Origin of the sequence: Pseudomonas vranovensis (assembly GCF_040438935.1) — a bacterium.
In the GTDB taxonomy this organism is placed as follows: domain Bacteria; phylum Pseudomonadota; class Gammaproteobacteria; order Pseudomonadales; family Pseudomonadaceae; genus Aquipseudomonas; species Aquipseudomonas vranovensis.
In genome coordinates this window covers 3213623-3231148 of sequence record NZ_CP159259.1, presented here as the reverse complement: position 1 = coordinate 3231148, position 17526 = coordinate 3213623, and the positions used below count along the sequence as shown (strand labels likewise).

The 17526-nt window shown below is 61.8% G+C and carries 16 protein-coding genes; 2 read left to right on the top strand and 14 right to left on the bottom strand.

Translation table 11 applies throughout. The annotated features are described in order from the left end of the window. Positions 1 to 38: 38 nt before the first annotated feature. The 8 genes from ABVN19_RS14995 to gcl form a co-directional block, all read right to left on the bottom strand. On the bottom strand, positions 39 to 1037 hold the full coding sequence (locus ABVN19_RS14995) for a sulfate ABC transporter substrate-binding protein (RefSeq protein ID WP_028945434.1): 999 nt from the start codon (positions 1035 to 1037) through the stop codon (positions 39 to 41). A 93-nt stretch (positions 1038 to 1130) separates the two neighbouring features. Further along, a complete protein-coding gene (locus ABVN19_RS14990) occupies positions 1131 to 1955 on the bottom strand; it encodes an ion transporter (RefSeq protein ID WP_028945433.1) in 825 nt (274 codons plus the stop codon). A 44-nt stretch (positions 1956 to 1999) separates the two neighbouring features. Then, positions 2000 to 2887, bottom strand: coding sequence for an urea transporter (locus ABVN19_RS14985; RefSeq protein WP_028945432.1), 888 nt, complete (start codon positions 2885 to 2887; stop codon positions 2000 to 2002). 148 nt (positions 2888 to 3035) lie between these two features. Beyond that, positions 3036 to 4451 (bottom strand): pyruvate kinase, encoded by a 1416-nt coding sequence (gene pyk / locus ABVN19_RS14980; protein WP_028945431.1) that lies wholly within the window; start codon positions 4449 to 4451, stop codon positions 3036 to 3038. Further along, positions 4441 to 5721, bottom strand: a complete 1281-nt coding sequence (locus ABVN19_RS14975) for a glycerate kinase (RefSeq protein ID WP_028945430.1) — start codon at positions 5719 to 5721, stop codon at positions 4441 to 4443. The genes pyk and ABVN19_RS14975 overlap by 11 nt, the downstream gene beginning before the upstream one ends. A 113-nt stretch (positions 5722 to 5834) precedes the next feature. Further along, on the bottom strand, positions 5835 to 6728 hold the full coding sequence (locus ABVN19_RS14970) for a 2-hydroxy-3-oxopropionate reductase (RefSeq protein ID WP_028945429.1): 894 nt from the start codon (positions 6726 to 6728) through the stop codon (positions 5835 to 5837). A 115-nt stretch (positions 6729 to 6843) separates the two neighbouring features. Further along, the gene (gene hyi / locus ABVN19_RS14965; protein WP_105641569.1) at positions 6844 to 7626 is read right to left on the bottom strand and encodes a hydroxypyruvate isomerase; all 783 of its coding nucleotides are present in this window, start codon (positions 7624 to 7626) and stop codon (positions 6844 to 6846) included. A gap of 57 nt (positions 7627 to 7683) precedes the next feature. Beyond that, entirely contained in the window at positions 7684 to 9459 is a 1776-nt protein-coding gene (gcl, locus tag ABVN19_RS14960) for a glyoxylate carboligase (protein WP_028945427.1), read from the bottom strand. A 256-nt stretch (positions 9460 to 9715) separates the two neighbouring features. Between gcl and ABVN19_RS14955 the strand changes: the two genes are divergently transcribed. Next, complete coding sequence (locus ABVN19_RS14955) at positions 9716 to 10156, top strand: heme-binding protein (protein ID WP_028945426.1); 441 nt, start codon at positions 9716 to 9718, stop codon at positions 10154 to 10156. 132 nt (positions 10157 to 10288) lie between these two features. On the opposite strand, the gene ABVN19_RS14950 is transcribed toward ABVN19_RS14955, so the two are convergent. After that, positions 10289 to 10897, bottom strand: a complete 609-nt coding sequence (locus ABVN19_RS14950; protein WP_028945425.1) for a TetR/AcrR family transcriptional regulator — start codon at positions 10895 to 10897, stop codon at positions 10289 to 10291. A 146-nt stretch (positions 10898 to 11043) separates the two neighbouring features. On the opposite strand from ABVN19_RS14950, the gene ABVN19_RS14945 reads away from it, so the two are divergent. Further along, positions 11044 to 11952: a DUF808 family protein gene (locus ABVN19_RS14945; protein WP_028945424.1), complete on the top strand. Its 909-nt coding sequence runs from the start codon at positions 11044 to 11046 to the stop codon at positions 11950 to 11952. A gap of 65 nt (positions 11953 to 12017) precedes the next feature. Here ABVN19_RS14945 and ABVN19_RS14940 read toward each other — a convergent pair whose 3' ends face one another. The 5 genes from ABVN19_RS14940 to ABVN19_RS14920 form a co-directional block, all read right to left on the bottom strand. Further along, positions 12018 to 12806: an outer membrane protein OmpK gene (locus tag ABVN19_RS14940; RefSeq protein WP_028945423.1), complete on the bottom strand. Its 789-nt coding sequence runs from the start codon at positions 12804 to 12806 to the stop codon at positions 12018 to 12020. A 360-nt stretch (positions 12807 to 13166) separates the two neighbouring features. Then, positions 13167 to 13952, bottom strand: coding sequence for an outer membrane protein OmpK (locus tag ABVN19_RS14935; RefSeq protein ID WP_028945422.1), 786 nt, complete (start codon positions 13950 to 13952; stop codon positions 13167 to 13169). Positions 13953 to 14085: 133 nt separating this feature from the next. Further along, complete coding sequence (locus ABVN19_RS14930; protein WP_028945421.1) at positions 14086 to 15441, bottom strand: nucleobase:cation symporter-2 family protein; 1356 nt, start codon at positions 15439 to 15441, stop codon at positions 14086 to 14088. 132 nt (positions 15442 to 15573) lie between these two features. Further along, positions 15574 to 16899, bottom strand: coding sequence for a urate hydroxylase PuuD (locus ABVN19_RS14925; protein ID WP_028945420.1), 1326 nt, complete (start codon positions 16897 to 16899; stop codon positions 15574 to 15576). Positions 16900 to 16949: 50 nt separating this feature from the next. Continuing rightward, positions 16950 to 17453: an ureidoglycolate lyase gene (locus ABVN19_RS14920; protein ID WP_105641567.1), complete on the bottom strand. Its 504-nt coding sequence runs from the start codon at positions 17451 to 17453 to the stop codon at positions 16950 to 16952. Between the last annotated feature and the right edge of the window lie 73 nt (positions 17454 to 17526).

Genomic DNA, 17526 nt, shown 5'->3' with positions numbered 1-17526 from the left:
GCTACACGGGTAATCTGTAGCCGCTGCCGAGGGCCTGGTTACTGGCCGGTGTAGATCTGGTCGAACACACCACCGTCGTTGAAGTGGGTCTTCTGCACGGTGCGCCAGTCACCGAAGGTCTTCTCTACCGACAGGAAGTCGACTTTGGGGAAGCGGTCGGTGTACTTGGCCAGCACGGTTGCATCACGGGGGCGCAGGTAGTTGTTGGCGGCGATTTCCTGGGCCTCTGGCGACCACAGGTACTTCAGGTACGCCTCGGCAGTGGCGCGGGTGCCTTTCTTGTCGACCACTTTGTCGACCACGGTCACCGGTGGCTCGGCTTCGGCGGAGACGCTTGGGTAGATGACCTCGAACTGATCGCGGCCGAACTCGCGAGCGATCATCTCGGCTTCGTTCTCGAAAGTCACCAGCACATCGCCGATCTGGTTGGTCATGAACGTGGTGGTGGCGGCGCGACCGCCGGTGTCGAGCACTGGCGCCTGCTTGAACAGTTTGCCGACGAAGTCCTTGGCCTTGTTCTCGTCTCCGCCGTTCTTCAACACATAGCCCCAGGCCGAGAGGTAGGTGTAGCGGCCGTTACCCGAGGTCTTGGGGTTGGGCACGATGACCTGGACGCCGTCCTTGAGCAGGTCGGGCCAGTCTTTGAGGGCCTTGGGGTTGCCCTTGCGCACGATGAACACCGTGGCCGAGGTGAACGGCGCGCTGTTGTTCGGCAGGCGGGTCACCCAGTTGTCGGGCACCAGCTTGCCGTTGTCGGCCAGGGCGTTGATGTCGGTGGCCATGTTCATGGTGATGACGTCGGCCGGCAGGCCGTCGATGACCGAGCGCGCCTGCTTGCTCGAACCACCGAACGACATCTGCACGGTGAGTTTCTCTTTGTGCTCGGCTTCCCAGTGCTTCTGGAAGGCGGCGTTGTAGTCCTTGTAGAAGTCGCGCATCACGTCATAGGAGACGTTCAGCAGCGGCGGCGCTGCGTGGGCCAGGTTGCTCAGGGCGAGGCCTGCGGCCAGAAGCGAGGCACTGAAGAGTTTTTTCACTGCGCATTCCTTGTTCGAATTGGCATCAAAGGCATTTTGCCAGCGACTATAACGGTTCGGCTTTAGGCGCTAAAAGATTAAAAAGTGCTGTGCTTATTCCATTTTCTTAAACAACGCGTTGCCACAACGGGAGCAGAACGCTGCCCCATGTTCATGGTTGTTCTTGCGGCACACCGGACAGTCGTGCTGCAGCTGTTCGCCGCGCATGGCATTGGCCAGCTCGGCAGTGAAGATACCGGTCGGCACGGCAATGATCGAGTAGCCGGTGATCATCACCATCGAGGAAATCACCTGGCCCAGCGGCGTCTTGGGCACGATATCGCCAAAGCCCACGGTGGTCAGGGTGACGATGGCCCAGTAGATCCCCTTGGGGATACTGGTAAAGCCGTGCTCGGGGCCTTCGACCACATACATCAAGGTGCCGAACACCGTCACCAGGGTCGAGACGCTGACCAGGAAGACGATGATCTTCTGCTTGCTGCCCCGCAATGCCGCGAGCAGGTAATGCGCCTGCTTGAGGTAGGGGCTGAGCTTGAGCACGCGAAAGATGCGCAGCATCCGGATCACCCGGATGATCAGCAGGTACTGGGCATCGCTGTAGTACAGGGCGATGATCCCCGGCACGATCGCCAGCAGGTCGACCAGGCCATAAAAACTGAAGGCGTAGCGCAGGGGCTTGGGCGAGCAGTACAGGCGCACCACATATTCGGCCAGGAAGATCGCGGTGAAGCCCCACTCGATGCCGGCCAGCAAGCCGGCGTAGTTCTGGTGGACTTCATCGATGCTGTCGAGCACCACGGTGATCAAGCTGGCGAGGATGATCAGCAGCAGGAGGCTGTCAAAACGTCGGCCAGCGACGGTGTCGGTTTGAAAAACGACGACGTAGAGCCGCTCTCGCCAGCTCAAGGGGGTATCCATGTTCAGCTCCATTTCACAATGGAGCTGAGCCTAGGGGCAGCCCTTCAGCTATGCAAGCGGCCGGCACGGCGAACCAGCGGACGGCGCGTCAGGCGCTGGCCGATCAGCACCAGCCAGCAGGCCAGGATGAACGGTGCGGTAAGGCCTGGGACCGGCAGGTGCGCGACCACAGGTTGCAGGACGATCGCCAGGAGCATCGCCAGCAACGGCAGCCAGGGTTGCTGGCGGGTCTGGCTGAAGGCCAGGGCGGCGAGTGCGGCATTGAAACCGCAGAGGCCGGCGTAGGCCGCACTGGCTTCGCCACCGAGCAGGGCGACGCTGCCGCCCAGCGCTGCACCGAGCAACGCCCAGGCGGCGGCATAGCGGTTGGCGATCAACAGGCCGATGGCAATCAGCAGGCCGGCCAGCGGGTTGTCCAGGAGGAAGATCTGGCCCAGGCCGCGCGCCAGTGCGTAGAGCGCATTGTGCTCAAGTGGGGTTGCAGTGCTGGTAGCCGGTTCGCTGACCAGCAGCACCGCCCAGCCGATCAGCACGAAGGGCGCGGTGTAGGCCGGCAACAGCAGGTTGGAGCTGGCGCGCTTGAGCCACTGGTGTACGAGCATGCTGCTCAGGCCACCGGCGGCGATGATCAGCGGCGGCAGGATGGCCGACCAGGGCAGGGCGTAGCTCAGCAACAGGCCGAGCAGTACGCCGTTGTAGCTGTACAGGCCGGCCTGGCGATCGGTGCGGTTGTAGCCGCGGCGCTGGGCTGTGAGCAGCCCGGCGAGGGCGCCCAGCAAGGCGCCGCCGACCAGGTCGGGGGCGGTCAGTGTGATGGCCAGCAGGCAGAGCAGGCCGCACAGCGGGCTGCGCTGCAGCAGGACCTGGCTGAAGCCATTGAGCAAGGCCGTGGCCCAGTCGGGGCACGGGTTGACGAAATTCTTGGTGTACATGGGGGCAGTCTGGGTTGATGTGGAGTGGGGAGGCCTCTGTCGGGCCGGGTTTTCCCACATGAATTCTTTTTGCTGATCATCGCGGGGCAAGCCCGCTCCCACAGTATTGCCTGTAGGAACGGGCTTGCCCCGCGATGGGTTATTACCCTCAGATCAGTGTTTCGATCCGCAGCGTGTTAGTCGATCCTGGCTTGCCAAAAGGCACACCGGCAGTGATCAACAGCGTGTCGCCACGGCTGGCCATGCCCTGGGCCTGGGCGATTTCCAATGCGGTGGAGCAGATTTCATCAACCTGGCGCAGACGATCGTTGACTACCGAATGCACGCCCCAGGCCACGCTCAGGCGACGAGCAGTGGACAGGTTGGGGGTCAGGTTGAGGATCGGCGCCCGTGGCCGCTCGCGAGCGGCGCGCAGGGTCGAGGCACCCGATTCACTGTAGTTGACCAGCACGGCCACCGGCAGGATGCCGCTGATCCGACGGATCGCACAGCTGATGGCGTCCGACACGGTCGCTTCGGCCTTGGGACGACCGACGTCCAGTTGCGCCTGGTAGTCCGGGCCGTTCTCGACCTGGCGGATGATCTTGCTCATCATCTGCACGGCTTCGAGCGGGTAGTCGCCCGAGGCGGTCTCGGCCGACAGCATCACCGCATCGGCGCCTTCTGCCACGGCGTTGGCCACGTCGGTGACTTCAGCGCGGGTCGGGGCTGGGGAGAAGCGCATCGATTCGAGCATCTGGGTGGCGACGACCACCGGTTTGCCCAGCTCGCGGCAGGTGTTGATGATGCTTTTCTGGATCTGCGGCACGCTTTCGGCCGGCACTTCCACGCCCAGGTCGCCACGGGCAACCATGATCGCATCGCTCAGCTCGGCAATCGCACGCAGTTGGGTAACTGCCGAAGGCTTCTCGATCTTGGCCATCAGGTAGGCGCGGTCGCCAATCAACTGACGTGCTTCAACGATGTCTTCCGGGCGCTGCACGAACGACAGCGCCACCCAGTCCACACCCAGCTCCAGGCCGAAGGTCAGGTCGCGGCGGTCCTTGGCGGTCAGCGGGCTGAGGTCCAGAACGGCCTGGGGCACGTTGACGCCTTTGCGGTCCGACAGCTCGCCGCCGTTGAGCACTTCGGTCTCGATGGCATCGGCGTGCTTGGCGGTAACCCGCAGGCGCAGCTTGCCGTCATCGAGCAGCAGGTCCATGCCTGGCTCAAGCGCCGCGATGATTTCCGGGTGCGGCAGGTTGACCCGCGAGAGGGTGCCCGGGGTGGTGTCGAGGTCCAGGCGCAACGCCTGGCCGCGCTGCAGTTGCACCTTGCCGTCGGCGAAGCGGCCCACGCGCAGCTTGGGGCCTTGCAGGTCCATGAGGATGCCCAGCGGGTAGTTGAGCTGGCTCTCTACCTCGCGGATCCACTGGAAGCGCAGGGCGTGGTCTTCGTGTTCGCCGTGGCTGAAGTTGAGGCGAAAGATGTTCACCCCGGCTTCGACCAGTTGGCGGATGTCGTCGATGCCCTTGATGGCAGGGCCGAGGGTAGCGAGGATTTTGACTTTTTTGTCAGGCGTCATGGTTGGCACTCTCGAGGATCAGAATGGCGCGAAAATCGTTGACGTTGGTCCGCGTCGGCTCGGTGACGATCAAGGCATCGAGAGCGGCGAAGTAGCCATAGCCGTTGTTGTTGTCCAACTCGTCGCTGGCCGACAGGCCCAGGGCCGCGGCGCGCGCGTAGCTGTGCGGGGTCATCAGGGCGCCGGCGTTGTCTTCGGAACCGTCGATGCCATCGGTGTCACCGGCCAGGGCGTAGACGCCGGGCAAACCCTTCAGGCTTTCGGTCAGGCTCAGGAGGAACTCGGCGTTGCGTCCGCCGCGGCCATTGCCGCGCACGGTCACGGTGGTTTCGCCACCGGAAAGGATCACGCAGGGCGGCGACAGCGGTTGGCCGTGCAGCACGATCTGCCGGGCGATGCCGGCATGTACCTTGGCGACTTCCCGCGATTCGCCTTCCAGGTCACCCAGGATCAGCGGGCTGAAGCCGGCCTGACGGGCCTTGACCGCGGCCGCTTCCAGCGACTGCTGGGGACGGGCGATCAACTGGAAGTGGCTGCGCGCCAATGCCGGATCATCGGCCTTGACCGTCTCGGAGGCCGGGTTGTTCAGCCAGGCGGTGACGGCAGCAGGCGCTTCGATGTTGTAGCGCTTGAGGATCGCCAGGGCTTCGGCCGAGGTGCTCGGGTCGGCCACGGTGGGGCCGGAGGCGATCACGGTTGCCAAATCGCCCGGTACGTCGGAAATCGCATAGGTGTAGACGGTGGCCGGCCAGCAGGCCTTGGCCAGGCGGCCGCCCTTGATCGCCGAGAGGTGCTTGCGCACGCAGTTCATCTCGCCGATGGTGGCGCCGGATTTGAGCAGGGCTTTGTTGATCTGTTGCTTGTCGGCCAGGGTCAGGCCTTCGGCTGGCAGGGCCAGCAGGGCAGAGCCACCGCCAGACAGCAGGAAGATCACCCGGTCGTCGGCGCTGAGGTTGCTGACCATCTCCAGCACGCGCTTGGCCACGGCCAGGCCTGCGGCGTCGGGCACCGGGTGGGCGGCTTCGACCACCTCGATCTTGGAGCAGCTGGCGCCGTGACCGTAGCGGGTCACCACCAGGCCGGAAACCGGGCCTTTCCAGCTGCGCTCGACCACTTCGGCCATAGCCGCTGCGGCCTTGCCGGCGCCGATGACAATGACGCGACCGCTGCGGTCGCTGGGCAGGTGGGCTTCAAGGACCTGGCGAGGGTGCGCGGCATCGATGGCCGTGGCGAACAGCTCGCGCAGAAATTGTTGCGGATCGACCGACATGGCAGGCTCCAATCTTATTGTTCTTCAAAATCAAAAACGCCCCTGGGTTCGCCTCCGTGCAGGCAGACCCAGGGGCGGTGTTGCGCGTTGAACCGTGTAGCGTGCAGCGTTGTTTATTTCTCTTCGCGGATCGAGAAGTTGGCCATGTGCTCAAGGCCCTTGATCAGCGCGGAGTGGTCCCAGTTGGCGCCACCGATGGCCGCGCAGGTGCTGAACACTTGCTGGGCGTTGGCGGTGTTGGGCAAGTTGATGTTCAGTTCCTTGGCGCCTTGCAGGGCCAGGTTCAGGTCCTTCTGGTGCAGGCTGATGCGGAAGCCTGGATCGAAGGTGCCTTTGATCATGCGATCGCCGTGTACTTCCAGGATCTTGGAGGAGGCGAAGCCGCCCATCAGTGCTTCACGCACCTTGGCAGGATCGGCGCCGTTCTTGGCGGCGAACAACAGGGCTTCAGCCACGGCCTGGATGTTCAGGGCAACGATGATCTGGTTGGCAACCTTGGCAGTCTGGCCGTCGCCGCTGCCGCCGACACGGGTGATGTTCTTGCCCATGGCCTGGAACAGCGGCAGAGCGCGTTCGAAGGCATTCGGGCAACCGCCGACCATGATGCTCAGGGTCGCAGCTTTGGCGCCAACTTCACCGCCGGAGACCGGGGCGTCCAGGTAGGTAGCGCCGGTGGCCTTGATCTTCTCGGCGAAGGCTTTGGTGGCGGTAGGGGAGATCGAGCTCATGTCGATCACCACCTTGTTCGGGCCAACGCCCAGCGCCACGCCGTTCTCGCCGAACAGTACCGAGTCTACCTGTGGGGTATCGGGCACCATGACGATGATGAATTCAGCTTCCTGGGCCACTTCTTTCGGGTTGGCCAGGGCAACGGCGCCAGCGGCGATCAGGTCGGCCGGGGCGGCATCGTGGTGGGTGGACAGGAACAGGCTGTGACCGGCTTTTTGCAGGTTCTGCGCCATTGGGTGGCCCATGATGCCGGTGCCGATAAATCCGATTTTAGCCATGAGAAAAGCCTCTTGTAATTTTTGGATGCGGGTGCCGGTAGGAGCGGGGTTGTCCCGCGATAGCGCCACTGCGGTCGCTATCACATCGCGGGGCAAGCCCGCTCCCACAGAATCCTCAGATTGCGTTGTGCGATTTCAACCAGCCAAGGCCAGCTTCGGTGGTGGTCAGCGGCTTGTATTCACAGCCCACCCAGCCCTGGTAGCCGATGCGGTCCAGGTGTTCGAAGAGGAAGCGGTAGTTGATCTCGCCAGTACCCGGCTCGTTGCGGCCCGGGTTGTCGGCCAGCTGGATGTGGTTGATCTTGGCCAGGTTGCTTTCCATGGTGCGGGCCAGGTCGCCCTCCATGATTTGCATGTGGTAGATGTCGTACTGCAGGAACAGGTTGCTGCTACCGACTTCAGCCTGGATTTCCAGGGCTTGCTTGGTGTTGTTCAGGTAGAAGCCCGGAATGTCGCGGGTGTTGATCATTTCCATGACCAGCTTGATCCCGGCGGCTTCCAGTTTGTCGGCGGCAAATTTCAGGTTGTCGACGAAGGTCTTGCGCACAGTGGCGCAGTCCGGACCTTGTGGACGAATACCGGCCAGGCAGTTGACCTGGGTGTTGCCCAGTACCTTGGCGTAAGCGATGGCCAGGTCCACGCCTGCGCGGAACTGCTCGACGCGGGCCGGATCGCAAGCGATACCGCGATCGCCATTGGCCCAGTCACCGGCCGGCAGGTTGAACAGCACCTGGGTCAGGCCATGGGCATCGAGCTGCTGCTTGATTTCAGCCGAGCTGAAGTCGTACGGGAACAGGTACTCGACACCGCTGAAGCCTGCATCGGCGGCAGCCTTGAAACGGGCGAGGAAGTCCTGCTCGGTGAACAGCATGGACAAGTTGGCGGCAAAACGTGGCATGGATGTCTCCTTGCAAAAGTGGGCCCTGTGCATGACGCAGCAGGGCCGCTCAAGCGATCAGTCGAGCATGGAAATCGCGGTTGGCGCGTCGTTGCCGACCAGGGCCAGGTCTTCGAATTCGTTGACCGCGTTGATTTCGGTGCCCATGGAAATGTTGGTCACGCGCTCGAGGATAACCTCGACCACTACCGGTACCTTGAACTCTTCAGCCAGTTTCTGCGCCTTGAGCAGGGCCGGGGCGATTTCACCTGGCTCGGTCACGCGCAGGGCCTTGCAGCCCAGGCCTTCGACCACGGCGACGTGATCGACACCGTAACCGTTGAGTTCCGGTGCGTTGACGTTCTCGAACGCCAGCTGCACACAGTAGTCCATCTCGAAGCCACGCTGTGCCTGACGGATCAGGCCCAGGTAGGAGTTGTTCACCAGAACGTGGACGTACGGCAGGTTGAACTGCGCACCTACGGCCAGCTCTTCGATCATGAACTGGAAGTCATAGTCGCCCGACAGTGCAACGACCTTGCGGGTCGGGTCGGCCTTGACCACGCCCAGGGCTGCAGGGATGGTCCAGCCCAGTGGGCCGGCCTGGCCGCAGTTGATCCAGTGGCGAGGCTTGTACACGTGCAGGAACTGGGCGCCGGCGATCTGCGACAGACCGATGGTGCTGACGTAGCAGGTGTCTTTGCCGAATACCTGGTTCATTTCCTGGTAAACGCGCTGTGGCTTGACCGGCACGTTGTCGAAATGGGTCTTGCGCTGCAGGCTCGATTTGCGCTGCTGGCAGTCTTCCAGCCAGGCGCTGCGATCTTTCAGCTTGCCGGCGGCTTTCCACTCGCGGGCCACTTCCAGGAACACGTCCAGTGCGGCGCCAGCGTCGGACACGATACCCAGGTCCGGGGTGAACACGCGTCCGATCTGGGTCGGTTCGATGTCGACGTGGATGAAGCGACGACCTTCGGTGTAGACGTCGACGGAACCGGTGTGGCGGTTGGCCCAACGGTTACCGATACCCAGCACCACGTCGGACTTGAGCATGGTGGCGTTGCCGTAGCGGTGCGACGTCTGCAGGCCGACCATGCCGACCATCAGCGGGTGATCGTCAGGGATGATGCCCCAGCCCATCAGGGTCGGGATGACCGGAATACCGGTCAGTTCAGCGAACTCAACCAGCTTGTCGCACGCATCGGCGTTGATGATGCCGCCACCGGCCACCAGCAGTGGGCGCTCGGCGGTGTCGAGCATGGCCAGGGCTTTTTCGACCTGGACGCGGTTGGCGGCAGGCTTTTGTACAGGCAGTGGCTGGTAGGCGTCGATGTCGAATTCGATTTCAGCCATCTGCACGTCGAACGGCAGGTCGATCAGCACAGGCCCTGGACGGCCGGAGCGCATTTCGTAGAAGGCTTTCTGGAACGCGTACGGCACTTGGCCCGGCTCCAGAACGGTGGTCGCCCACTTGGTCACCGGCTTGACGATGCTGGTGATGTCGACGGCCTGGAAATCTTCCTTGTGCATGCGGGCACGCGGCGCTTGGCCGGTGATGCACAGGATCGGGATGGAGTCGGCGGAGGCGCTGTACAGGCCGGTGACCATGTCAGTGCCGGCAGGGCCGGAGGTGCCGATGCACACGCCGATGTTGCCGGCCTTGGTGCGGGTGTAGCCCTCGGCCATGTGCGAGGCGCCTTCAACGTGACGAGCGAGGACGTGATCGATACCGCCGACTTTCTTCAGGGCCGAGTACAGCGGGTTGATTGCAGCACCCGGAATACCAAACGCGGTATCAACACCTTCGCGGCGCATCACCAGAACGGCTGCATCAATTGCTCTCATTTTGCTCATGGTTTTGTGCCTCTTTGATTTTGTAATTGTATACAAATTGCTTTTCGTCAGAGTGTATTCACGCCAGGCGACTCTGGTCAATCCATTTTCATCAGCGATGGGTGCTTTCGTCGGGAAGCCCTCAAAAAAGGCTTTTCGTCAGAATTGGGTTATCGCGTTGAAAATATTGTATACAAAAAAATTCGCCATTGTGTTCTATTTGTTCTATTGATTTTTACACCTGCCCTCGGGCTCCTAACAACAAGAGGACCTTTCCATGAACGCATTGACCTTGAAAGTCGCCGTCAGCCTGGTGAACGCCGCGCTGGTAGCGGGCCGCAAGATCAACTCTGCTCCCCTGACCGTGGCCGTACTCGACAGCGGCGGCCACCTGCTGGCGCTGCAACGCGAAGACGGTGCCAGCCTGCTGCGCCCGCAAGTGGCGATGGGCAAGGCCTGGGGGGCGATCGCCCTGGGCAAGGGCTCGCGCCTGCTGGCGCTGGACGCGCAGCAGCGCCCGGCGTTCTTCGCCGCGCTCAATGGTCTGGGGCAGAGCCCTGTGGTGCCGGCGCCGGGTGGCGTGCTGATCCGTAATCAGCAGGGCGTGGTGGTGGGGGCGATCGGTATCAGTGGCGATACCTCGGACATCGACGAGCAGTGTGCGATCAGTGCGATCGAAGAGGCAGGCTTGACGGCGGATGCCGGTGTAGCGGCATAAAGCTTAACGCACGTAGCCGCTGCCGCCAGGCTGCGATCGGCCGCAAAGCGGCCGTAGAGGTTTCAAGGCGACTGCTGCGCAGTCGATCGCAGCCTGGCGGCAGCGGCAACGATGACAGTTATCTGCAGGGGATCAGGCGTCGGGCTCGCAGCCCTTGAGCACCAGGCGGATGATGGTCTGCGCTGCGGCTTCATAATCGCTGTCATCGAGCTTGGCCTTGCCGGTGACCACCGAAATCTGCCAGTCGAAATCAGCGTAGGTCTGGGTCGCTGCCCAGATGCTGAACATCAGGTGGTGCGGATCGATCGGGGCGATCTGGCCGCGGTCGATCCAGCCCTGGATACATTCGATGTTGTGCCGGGCCTGTTCGTTGAGCTGCTCCACCTGGCTCGGGCTCAGGTGCGGGGCACCGTGCATGATCTCGCTGGCAAATACCTTGGAAGCGAAGGGCAAGTCGCGGGAAATGCGTACCTTGGAGCGGATGTAGGCGCTCAACACCTCTTTGGCATCACCGTCGGCATTGAACGGGGTGGATGCCTGCATGATCGGTTCGATGATGCTTTCCAGGACCTCGCGGTAAAGGTTTTCCTTGGATTTGAAGTAGTAGTAGACGTTGGGCTTGGGCAACCCGGCCTTGGCGGCGATGTCGCTGGTCTTGGTGGCGGCAAAGCCCTTGTCGGCAAACTCCTCGCTGGCCGCGCGCAGGATCAGTTCTTTGTTGCGCTCGCGAATGCTGCTCATGGTTGACGCTGTTCCTCGTGTCGGGCCGCAGGCGGCACCGGGCCTGAAAGGGCGGTTGCGCATGGTAGCACCGCGCTCGCAAAGGGCTCAAGGTGGCGACTTTGGGCTATGCTGAGCACCTCTCAACCCGCTGGAATCAGGCAAACATGGCAGGAAGCAGTCTTCTGGTATTGATCGACGATATCGCCACGGTATTGGACGATGTCTCGGTAATGACCAAGGTCGCGGCGAAAAAGACCGCAGGGGTGCTGGGCGACGACCTGGCGCTCAATGCCCAGCAGGTCACCGGCGTGCGCGCCGAGCGGGAAATCCCGGTGGTCTGGGCGGTGGCCAAGGGCTCGTTCGTCAACAAGCTGATCCTGGTGCCGGCGGCGCTGTTGATCAGTGCGTTCATCCCCTGGGCGGTAACGCCGCTGCTGATGATCGGTGGTGCCTTCCTGTGTTTCGAGGGTTTTGAAAAGCTCGCCCACAAGTTCTTGCACAACAAGGCTGAAGACCAGGCCGAGCAGGAGGCGCTGATCGAGGCCGTGGCGGATCCAGCGGTCGATCTGGTCGCCCTGGAAAAGACCAAGATCAAGGGCGCGATTCGCACCGACTTCATCCTCTCTGCAGAAATCATCGCCATCACCCTGGGCGCGGTCGCCGACGCACCGCTGCCCCAACAGATCATCGTGCTGTCGGGCATTGCGATTGTCATGACCATCGGTGTGTATGGCCTGGTGGCGGGCATCGTCAAACTCGATGACCTGGGCCTGTGGCTGACCCAAAAGGCCTCCCGTGCCGCCCAGGGGCTGGGCAACGGCATCCTGAGCGCGGCACCGTACATGATGAAGAGCCTGTCGGTGATCGGTACGGCGGCGATGTTCCTGGTCGGCGGCGGGATTCTGGTACACGGCGTGGCGCCGTTGCATCACGCCATCGAGGCGTTCAGCGCAGGACGGGGCGGAGCGTGGATGGGGGCACTGCTCAATGGCGGGGTGGGGATTGTTGCCGGGGCTGCGGTGCTGGCGGTTGTGGCGGTTGTTGGCAAGGTGTGGCGGGCTGTGAAGGGCTGAGATTGATCGCGGGGCAAGCCCGCTCCTACCGGTGGAGTAGGAGCGGGCTTGCCCCGCGATTTCAATCAGAAATGAACCTTGACCAGGAAGCTGGCAGTGTTCTGGTCGGTATCGAAGGCGTCGCTGTCCTTGATGCCGTACTTGTTCTTCCAGTAGTCGTATTCAAAACCGACGTACAGCTGCTTCTCGCCCCAGTTCAACGCCTTGCCCAGGTCGTATTTGACCTGTGGGTTGAAGTGCAGGTTGGCGTGGTAGGTGCCACGGCGGCTGGTGGCATCGTTGTCGACGACCCAGTCCATGAAGCCATCGATGAGGATGTCGGACTTGCCCACCGGAATGGTATATGCCCATACCGGGGTGATCTGCCAAACGTTGTCACCGGCACGGCTGCCTTCGGTGTTGCGCTGGTAGAAGTTCAGCTGGAAGTAATCGAAGCCCGGGATTGCCAGGTCGAAACCAGGACCGATCAGGTAGGACTCGGTATCGCCCTCGCCAAATTCGTAGGTCATGGCCAGCAGCACGTCCTTGATCGGGCCGAACTCCAGCTTCTGGTCGAAAATCTTGCCGAACGACAGGCGCGGTTGAATCTCGCCGTAGTAGGTGTTCGGGCCGTTGTTGAAGTCCTTGTCGCCGTTATAAAAAATCTTGTCGACGAAGATGAAGTTGTCACCGTATTTCCAGGCGTCGGCGTGCTCGAAGGTCACGGTCTGCTGGATTTCCGGGTTGACGGCAAAGTTCTTGCCCCACAGATAGGTCAGGCTGTTGTTCTGCCATTGCAGCAGATCACCGGCGGTGGCGGCAGTACTGGCCGCCAGCAGGCCGCCGGCGAGAATCAGGCTATTGGTAATGCGCATCGCTGTGTTGCTCCCTTGATTGAATCTGTTGTCGGTACTCTGAGCGGCACCGTTGGGTTCGTTACTTGTCTTTCGAGTCAGTTTTTTTCGATTGGCCACAGCTATTTGGCAAGAGCTGCGCCAACTTTCCGGGTACGGCACAACAATCCTGCTCGACGTCTTTCTGAACAGTTGAAAAAGGGACATCAGGTTGGCATCACGCCTGCCAACCGCCCGAATTCATTGACTGAGCGGTCAGCAAACGCGGGCAGAATCCATCCTGCCCTATCGAGGGGGCGCGCAGATTACTGGCTTGCGCGCGGGTCCTCAAGTGCTCCGTCATGGAGCGAGTGCGGCTAAAACTGTGCGTTTGGTCAGGTTTTAGAAATGAACCTTGACCAGAGCACTGGTCACGCTCTGGTTGGTATCGAGTCGTCCGCTGTTCTCGATGCCGTATTTGTCTTTCCAGTAGCTGTACTCAACACCCACGTATAACTGCTTGGCGCCCAGGTTCAGGGCCTTGCCCAGGTCGTATTTGACCTGTGGGTTGAACTGCAGGTTGGCGTGGTAGGTGCCGCGGCGGCTTTCGTCGTTATCGACCACCCAGTCCATGTAGCCGTCGATGAGCACGTCGGATTTGCCCACTGGAACGGTGAAGGAGAAGGTCGGGGTAATCTGCCAGACGCCATCACCCGGGCGGCTTCCCTCGGTGTTGCGCTGCATGATGTTGAGGGTGAAGTAGTTGAAACCGGGAATCGCCAGGTCAAAGCCGGGGCCGATCAGGTAGGCCTCGTTGTCGCCCTCGCCAGACTCGTAGGTCATGGCGATCAGTACGTCCTTGATGGGGCCGAATTCGAATTTTCGCTCGAAGATCTTGCCGAACGACAGGCGTGGGCTGAACTCGCCGTAATAGGTGTTGTTGCCTTTGTTACGGTCGGTGCCGCCGTTGTAGAAGATCTTGTCGACGAAGAAGAAGGTATCGCCGTATTTCCACTTGTTGGCGTGTTCGAAGGTCACCGTCTGCTGGATCGCAGGGTTGACCTGGAAGTCCTTGCCGTAGAGATAGGTCAGGCTGTTGGTGTGCCAGAGCAGCAAGTCCCCTGCGGTGGCTGGCAAAGCGGCCAGCAGACTGCTGCCCAGCAGAAGGGAAGTGGTGATGCCTTTCATGTTGTGATTCCCGGCATTGTTATTGTTGGTTTTGGGTTTTTCGGCGCGAGGCGCCCCGGCCGACCCGCTCCTACGGGTCGACGGTCCTGCGTATTGCTCGGGTGAAACCGGGCGGCATGCGCCGCCCAAAGGCTCAGTGCTGGTGGGCGGCTTCGTTGTGCGCTGCGCGCTCGGCGCCGCCCAGGATGTTGAACAACAGGTTGAGGATCAGGGCGCTGACCGTGGCCATGGCAATACCGCTGTGGGTGATCGGTTCCATCCACTGGGGCATCTGCGAGAAGAACTCGGGACGCACCACCGGGATCAGGCCCATGCCGACGCTGACGGCTACCAGCAACTGGTTGCGACGGTCGGCGATGTCGGCTTCCTGGAGGATCTTGATACCGGTGGCCGCGACCATGCCGAACATCGCGATCGAGGCGCCGCCCAAGACTGCAGGGGGGATCGAGGCGATCAGGAAGGCGGCCTTGGGCAGCAGGCTGAGCAGGATCAGGAAACCACCGGCCACCACGGTTACATAGCGGCAACGCACGCCGGTCATTTGCACCAGGCCGATGTTCTGGGCGAACGAGGAGTGGGTGAAGGTGTTGAAGAAGCCGGCCACGAAGGAGGCGCCGGCGTCGCACATCAGGCCGCGGCGCAGCATGCCCGGGGTGACTTCACGGTCGGTGACCTTGCCCAGGGCGAGGAACATGCCGGTGGACTCGACAAAGATGATGACCACCACCAGGCACATCGACAGGATCGGCGCCAGGCTGAAGGTCGGCATGCCGAAGTGCAGCGGGGTCACCACTTGCACCCACGGCGCGTCGTCCAGGCCGGACAGGTCGACCATGCCGATGGAGCCGGCAAGGATGTAGCCCAGGCCCATGCCGATCAGCACCGAGACATTGACCCAGAAGCCACGCATGAAACGATTGACCAGCAGGATGGTGGCCAGCACCAGGGCTGCGACGGTCAGGTAGACAGGGGAGCCGAAGGTTTCGGCTTCGGCACCGCCACCGGCCCAGTTGACGGCAACCGGGAACAGCGACAGGCCGATCGAGGTGATGACCGTGCCGGTCACCAGCGGTGGGAAGAACCGCACCACCTTGGACATGAACGGGGCGATCAGCATGCCGAAGAAACCGGCGGCGATGGTCGCACCAAAGATACCTTGCAGGCCGACACCGGGCATCCCGGCCATGGCCACCATGCTGCCGACAGCAGCAAAGCTTGCACCCATCATGACTGGCATGCGGATGCCAACAGCACCAATGCCGAACGACTGGACGATGGTGGCGACACCAGCGACCAGCAGGTCGGCATTGATCAGGAAAGCGACTTCTTCACGAGAAAGGCCGGCGGCCTGGCCAATGATCAGTGGCACGGCGATCGCGCCTCCGTACATCAGCAAGACATGTTGTAGACCCACCAGGAACAGTTGGAGCATTGGCAGTGGCTGTCGTGGGGGCGCAACGGGGATGTACGCCTTGCGTGACTCGGACATGCAACACCTCGGTTTTGTTTTTATTCTTTAGCGCTGCAAGCTTCAAGCGCCAGGCTTCGGGTAGAAGCATCACGTGGCGCTTGGCTTGCAGCGTTCTTGCTTGTCACTTACAGCTTGAAGCGTGGCGCAACCTCAGTTGGTCGGCGCGCCTTTGGCGATCCAGGCACCAATCAGTTCACGTTCCTGCTGGGTCATCTGAGTGATGTTGCCCAGTGGCATGATCTGCGTGGTGACGGCCTGCGCCTGGATGCGCGCAGCCTGTTGCTGGATCTGTTGCGGGGTGTCGAGCATCACACCGGCAGGTGCGGCGCTGAACAGCGGGCTGGTCGGCTTGGCCGAATGGCACACGGCGCAACGTTCCTGGATGACGCTGTGGATCTTGTCGAAACCGGCGTCGTCGAGCTTGGCAACGGTGGCTGCCGGGGCTTCGGCTGGGGTAGCAGCCTGGGCCGGTTCGGCGGCTTTCTCTGCCGATTTTTCGGCGGCGGTCTTGCCACCCAGAGCGGTTTCCGGCAGCGGCTGGTACTCGACCTTGGCTGCGGCTTGCTCAGGGGCGGTTGGCATCGGCGCAGGGCCAGTGACGTAGGCCAGGCAGATCATCGACAGGGCACCGACTGGCAGGGTCCAGGCATACTTGTTGCTGTCATGACGGGTGTTGAAGTAGTGACGAACCAACACTGCAGCCACTGCGATACCGGCCAGGATCAGCCAGTTGTACTGGCTGCCGTACGTGCTCGGGAAGTGGTTGCTGATCATGATGAACAGCACCGGCAGGGTGAAGTAGTTGTTGTGCCGCGAGCGCAGCAGGCCCTTGGCCGGCAGTACCGGATCAGGCGTCTGGTTGGCTTCGATGGCGGCCACCAGCTGGCGCTGGGCTGGCATGATGGTGCGGAACACGTTACCGACCATGATGGTGCCGATGATTGCGCCGGTGTGCAGGTAGGCACCACGACCGCTGAACACCTGGCTGAAGCCGTAGCAGGCAGCAATGACCAGCACGAACAGCACCAGGCCCAGCAGGGCAGGGCGCTTGCCCAGGGGCGAGTCGCAGAGGAAGTCGTAGATGAACCAGCCAGCGATCAGCGAGCCAACGCCGATGGCGATGCCTTCACCACCCGAAAGGGTGCTGCCAGGGGCCAGCAGGTACAGGGTCGGGTTCCAGTAGAACACCAGGCACAGCAGGGCAATACCCGACATCCAGGTGAAATAGGCTTCCCATTTGAACCAGTGCAGGTTCTCCGGCATTTTTGGCGGAGCCAGCTTGTACTTCTCCAGGTGGTAGATCCCGCCACCGTGAATCGCCCAGAGATCACCGGAAAGTCCGTCGCGCGGATTGGCGCGGTTGAGGTTGTTCTCCAGCCAGACGAAATAGAACGACGCGCCAATCCAGGCCACGCCAGTGATCATGTGAACCCAACGCACGCTCAGGTTCAGCCATTCCAACAGATGTGCTTCCACAGTCTTTACCTCTACCCTGGCATCCTGTCGCCGGATGCTCAGGTCTTCTCTTATTGGTGGGGGGCGAGGATCAGTTGCTCATCCTCATTGAAAAAATGCTCATCGCAGTTGTTGCCAGTGCCACTGCGATCAACCACCAGGAAGTCATCCCGCTTTTCGATCGTCAGCACCGGATGGTGCCAGACGCCGCGATGGTAATTGATGCCCTGCCTTCCATTGCTGCGGAAGGCGCGGACAAGGCCCGATACAGGTGCATCGCCAACTGGCGCGACCACGATCAGAAAGGGGTTGCCGAGCAGCGGAATGAAAGCCTGGCTGCCCAGCGGATGGCGCTCCAGCATGCGAACGGTCAGTGGCATGTCCTGCGCGTCGGCGCGGAAAATGCTGATGATCGCGTTGTCCTCGGGCTGGGCGGTCTCGACCGTCGCCAGCTTGTGGAAGCGCATGGTCGAACCGTTGTTGATCATGAAGTGGTCGCTACCCTCGGTTTCGATCACGTCACCGAAAGGGGCGAAGGCTTCTTTGGTCAATGGCTCAATCACTAAAGTGCGCATGCGGATTCTCTTTATTCTGTGTTGTGGAGGGTGTCGCTTTAATTGCCGGGGCCCTGGGTACGCTCATGTCGCG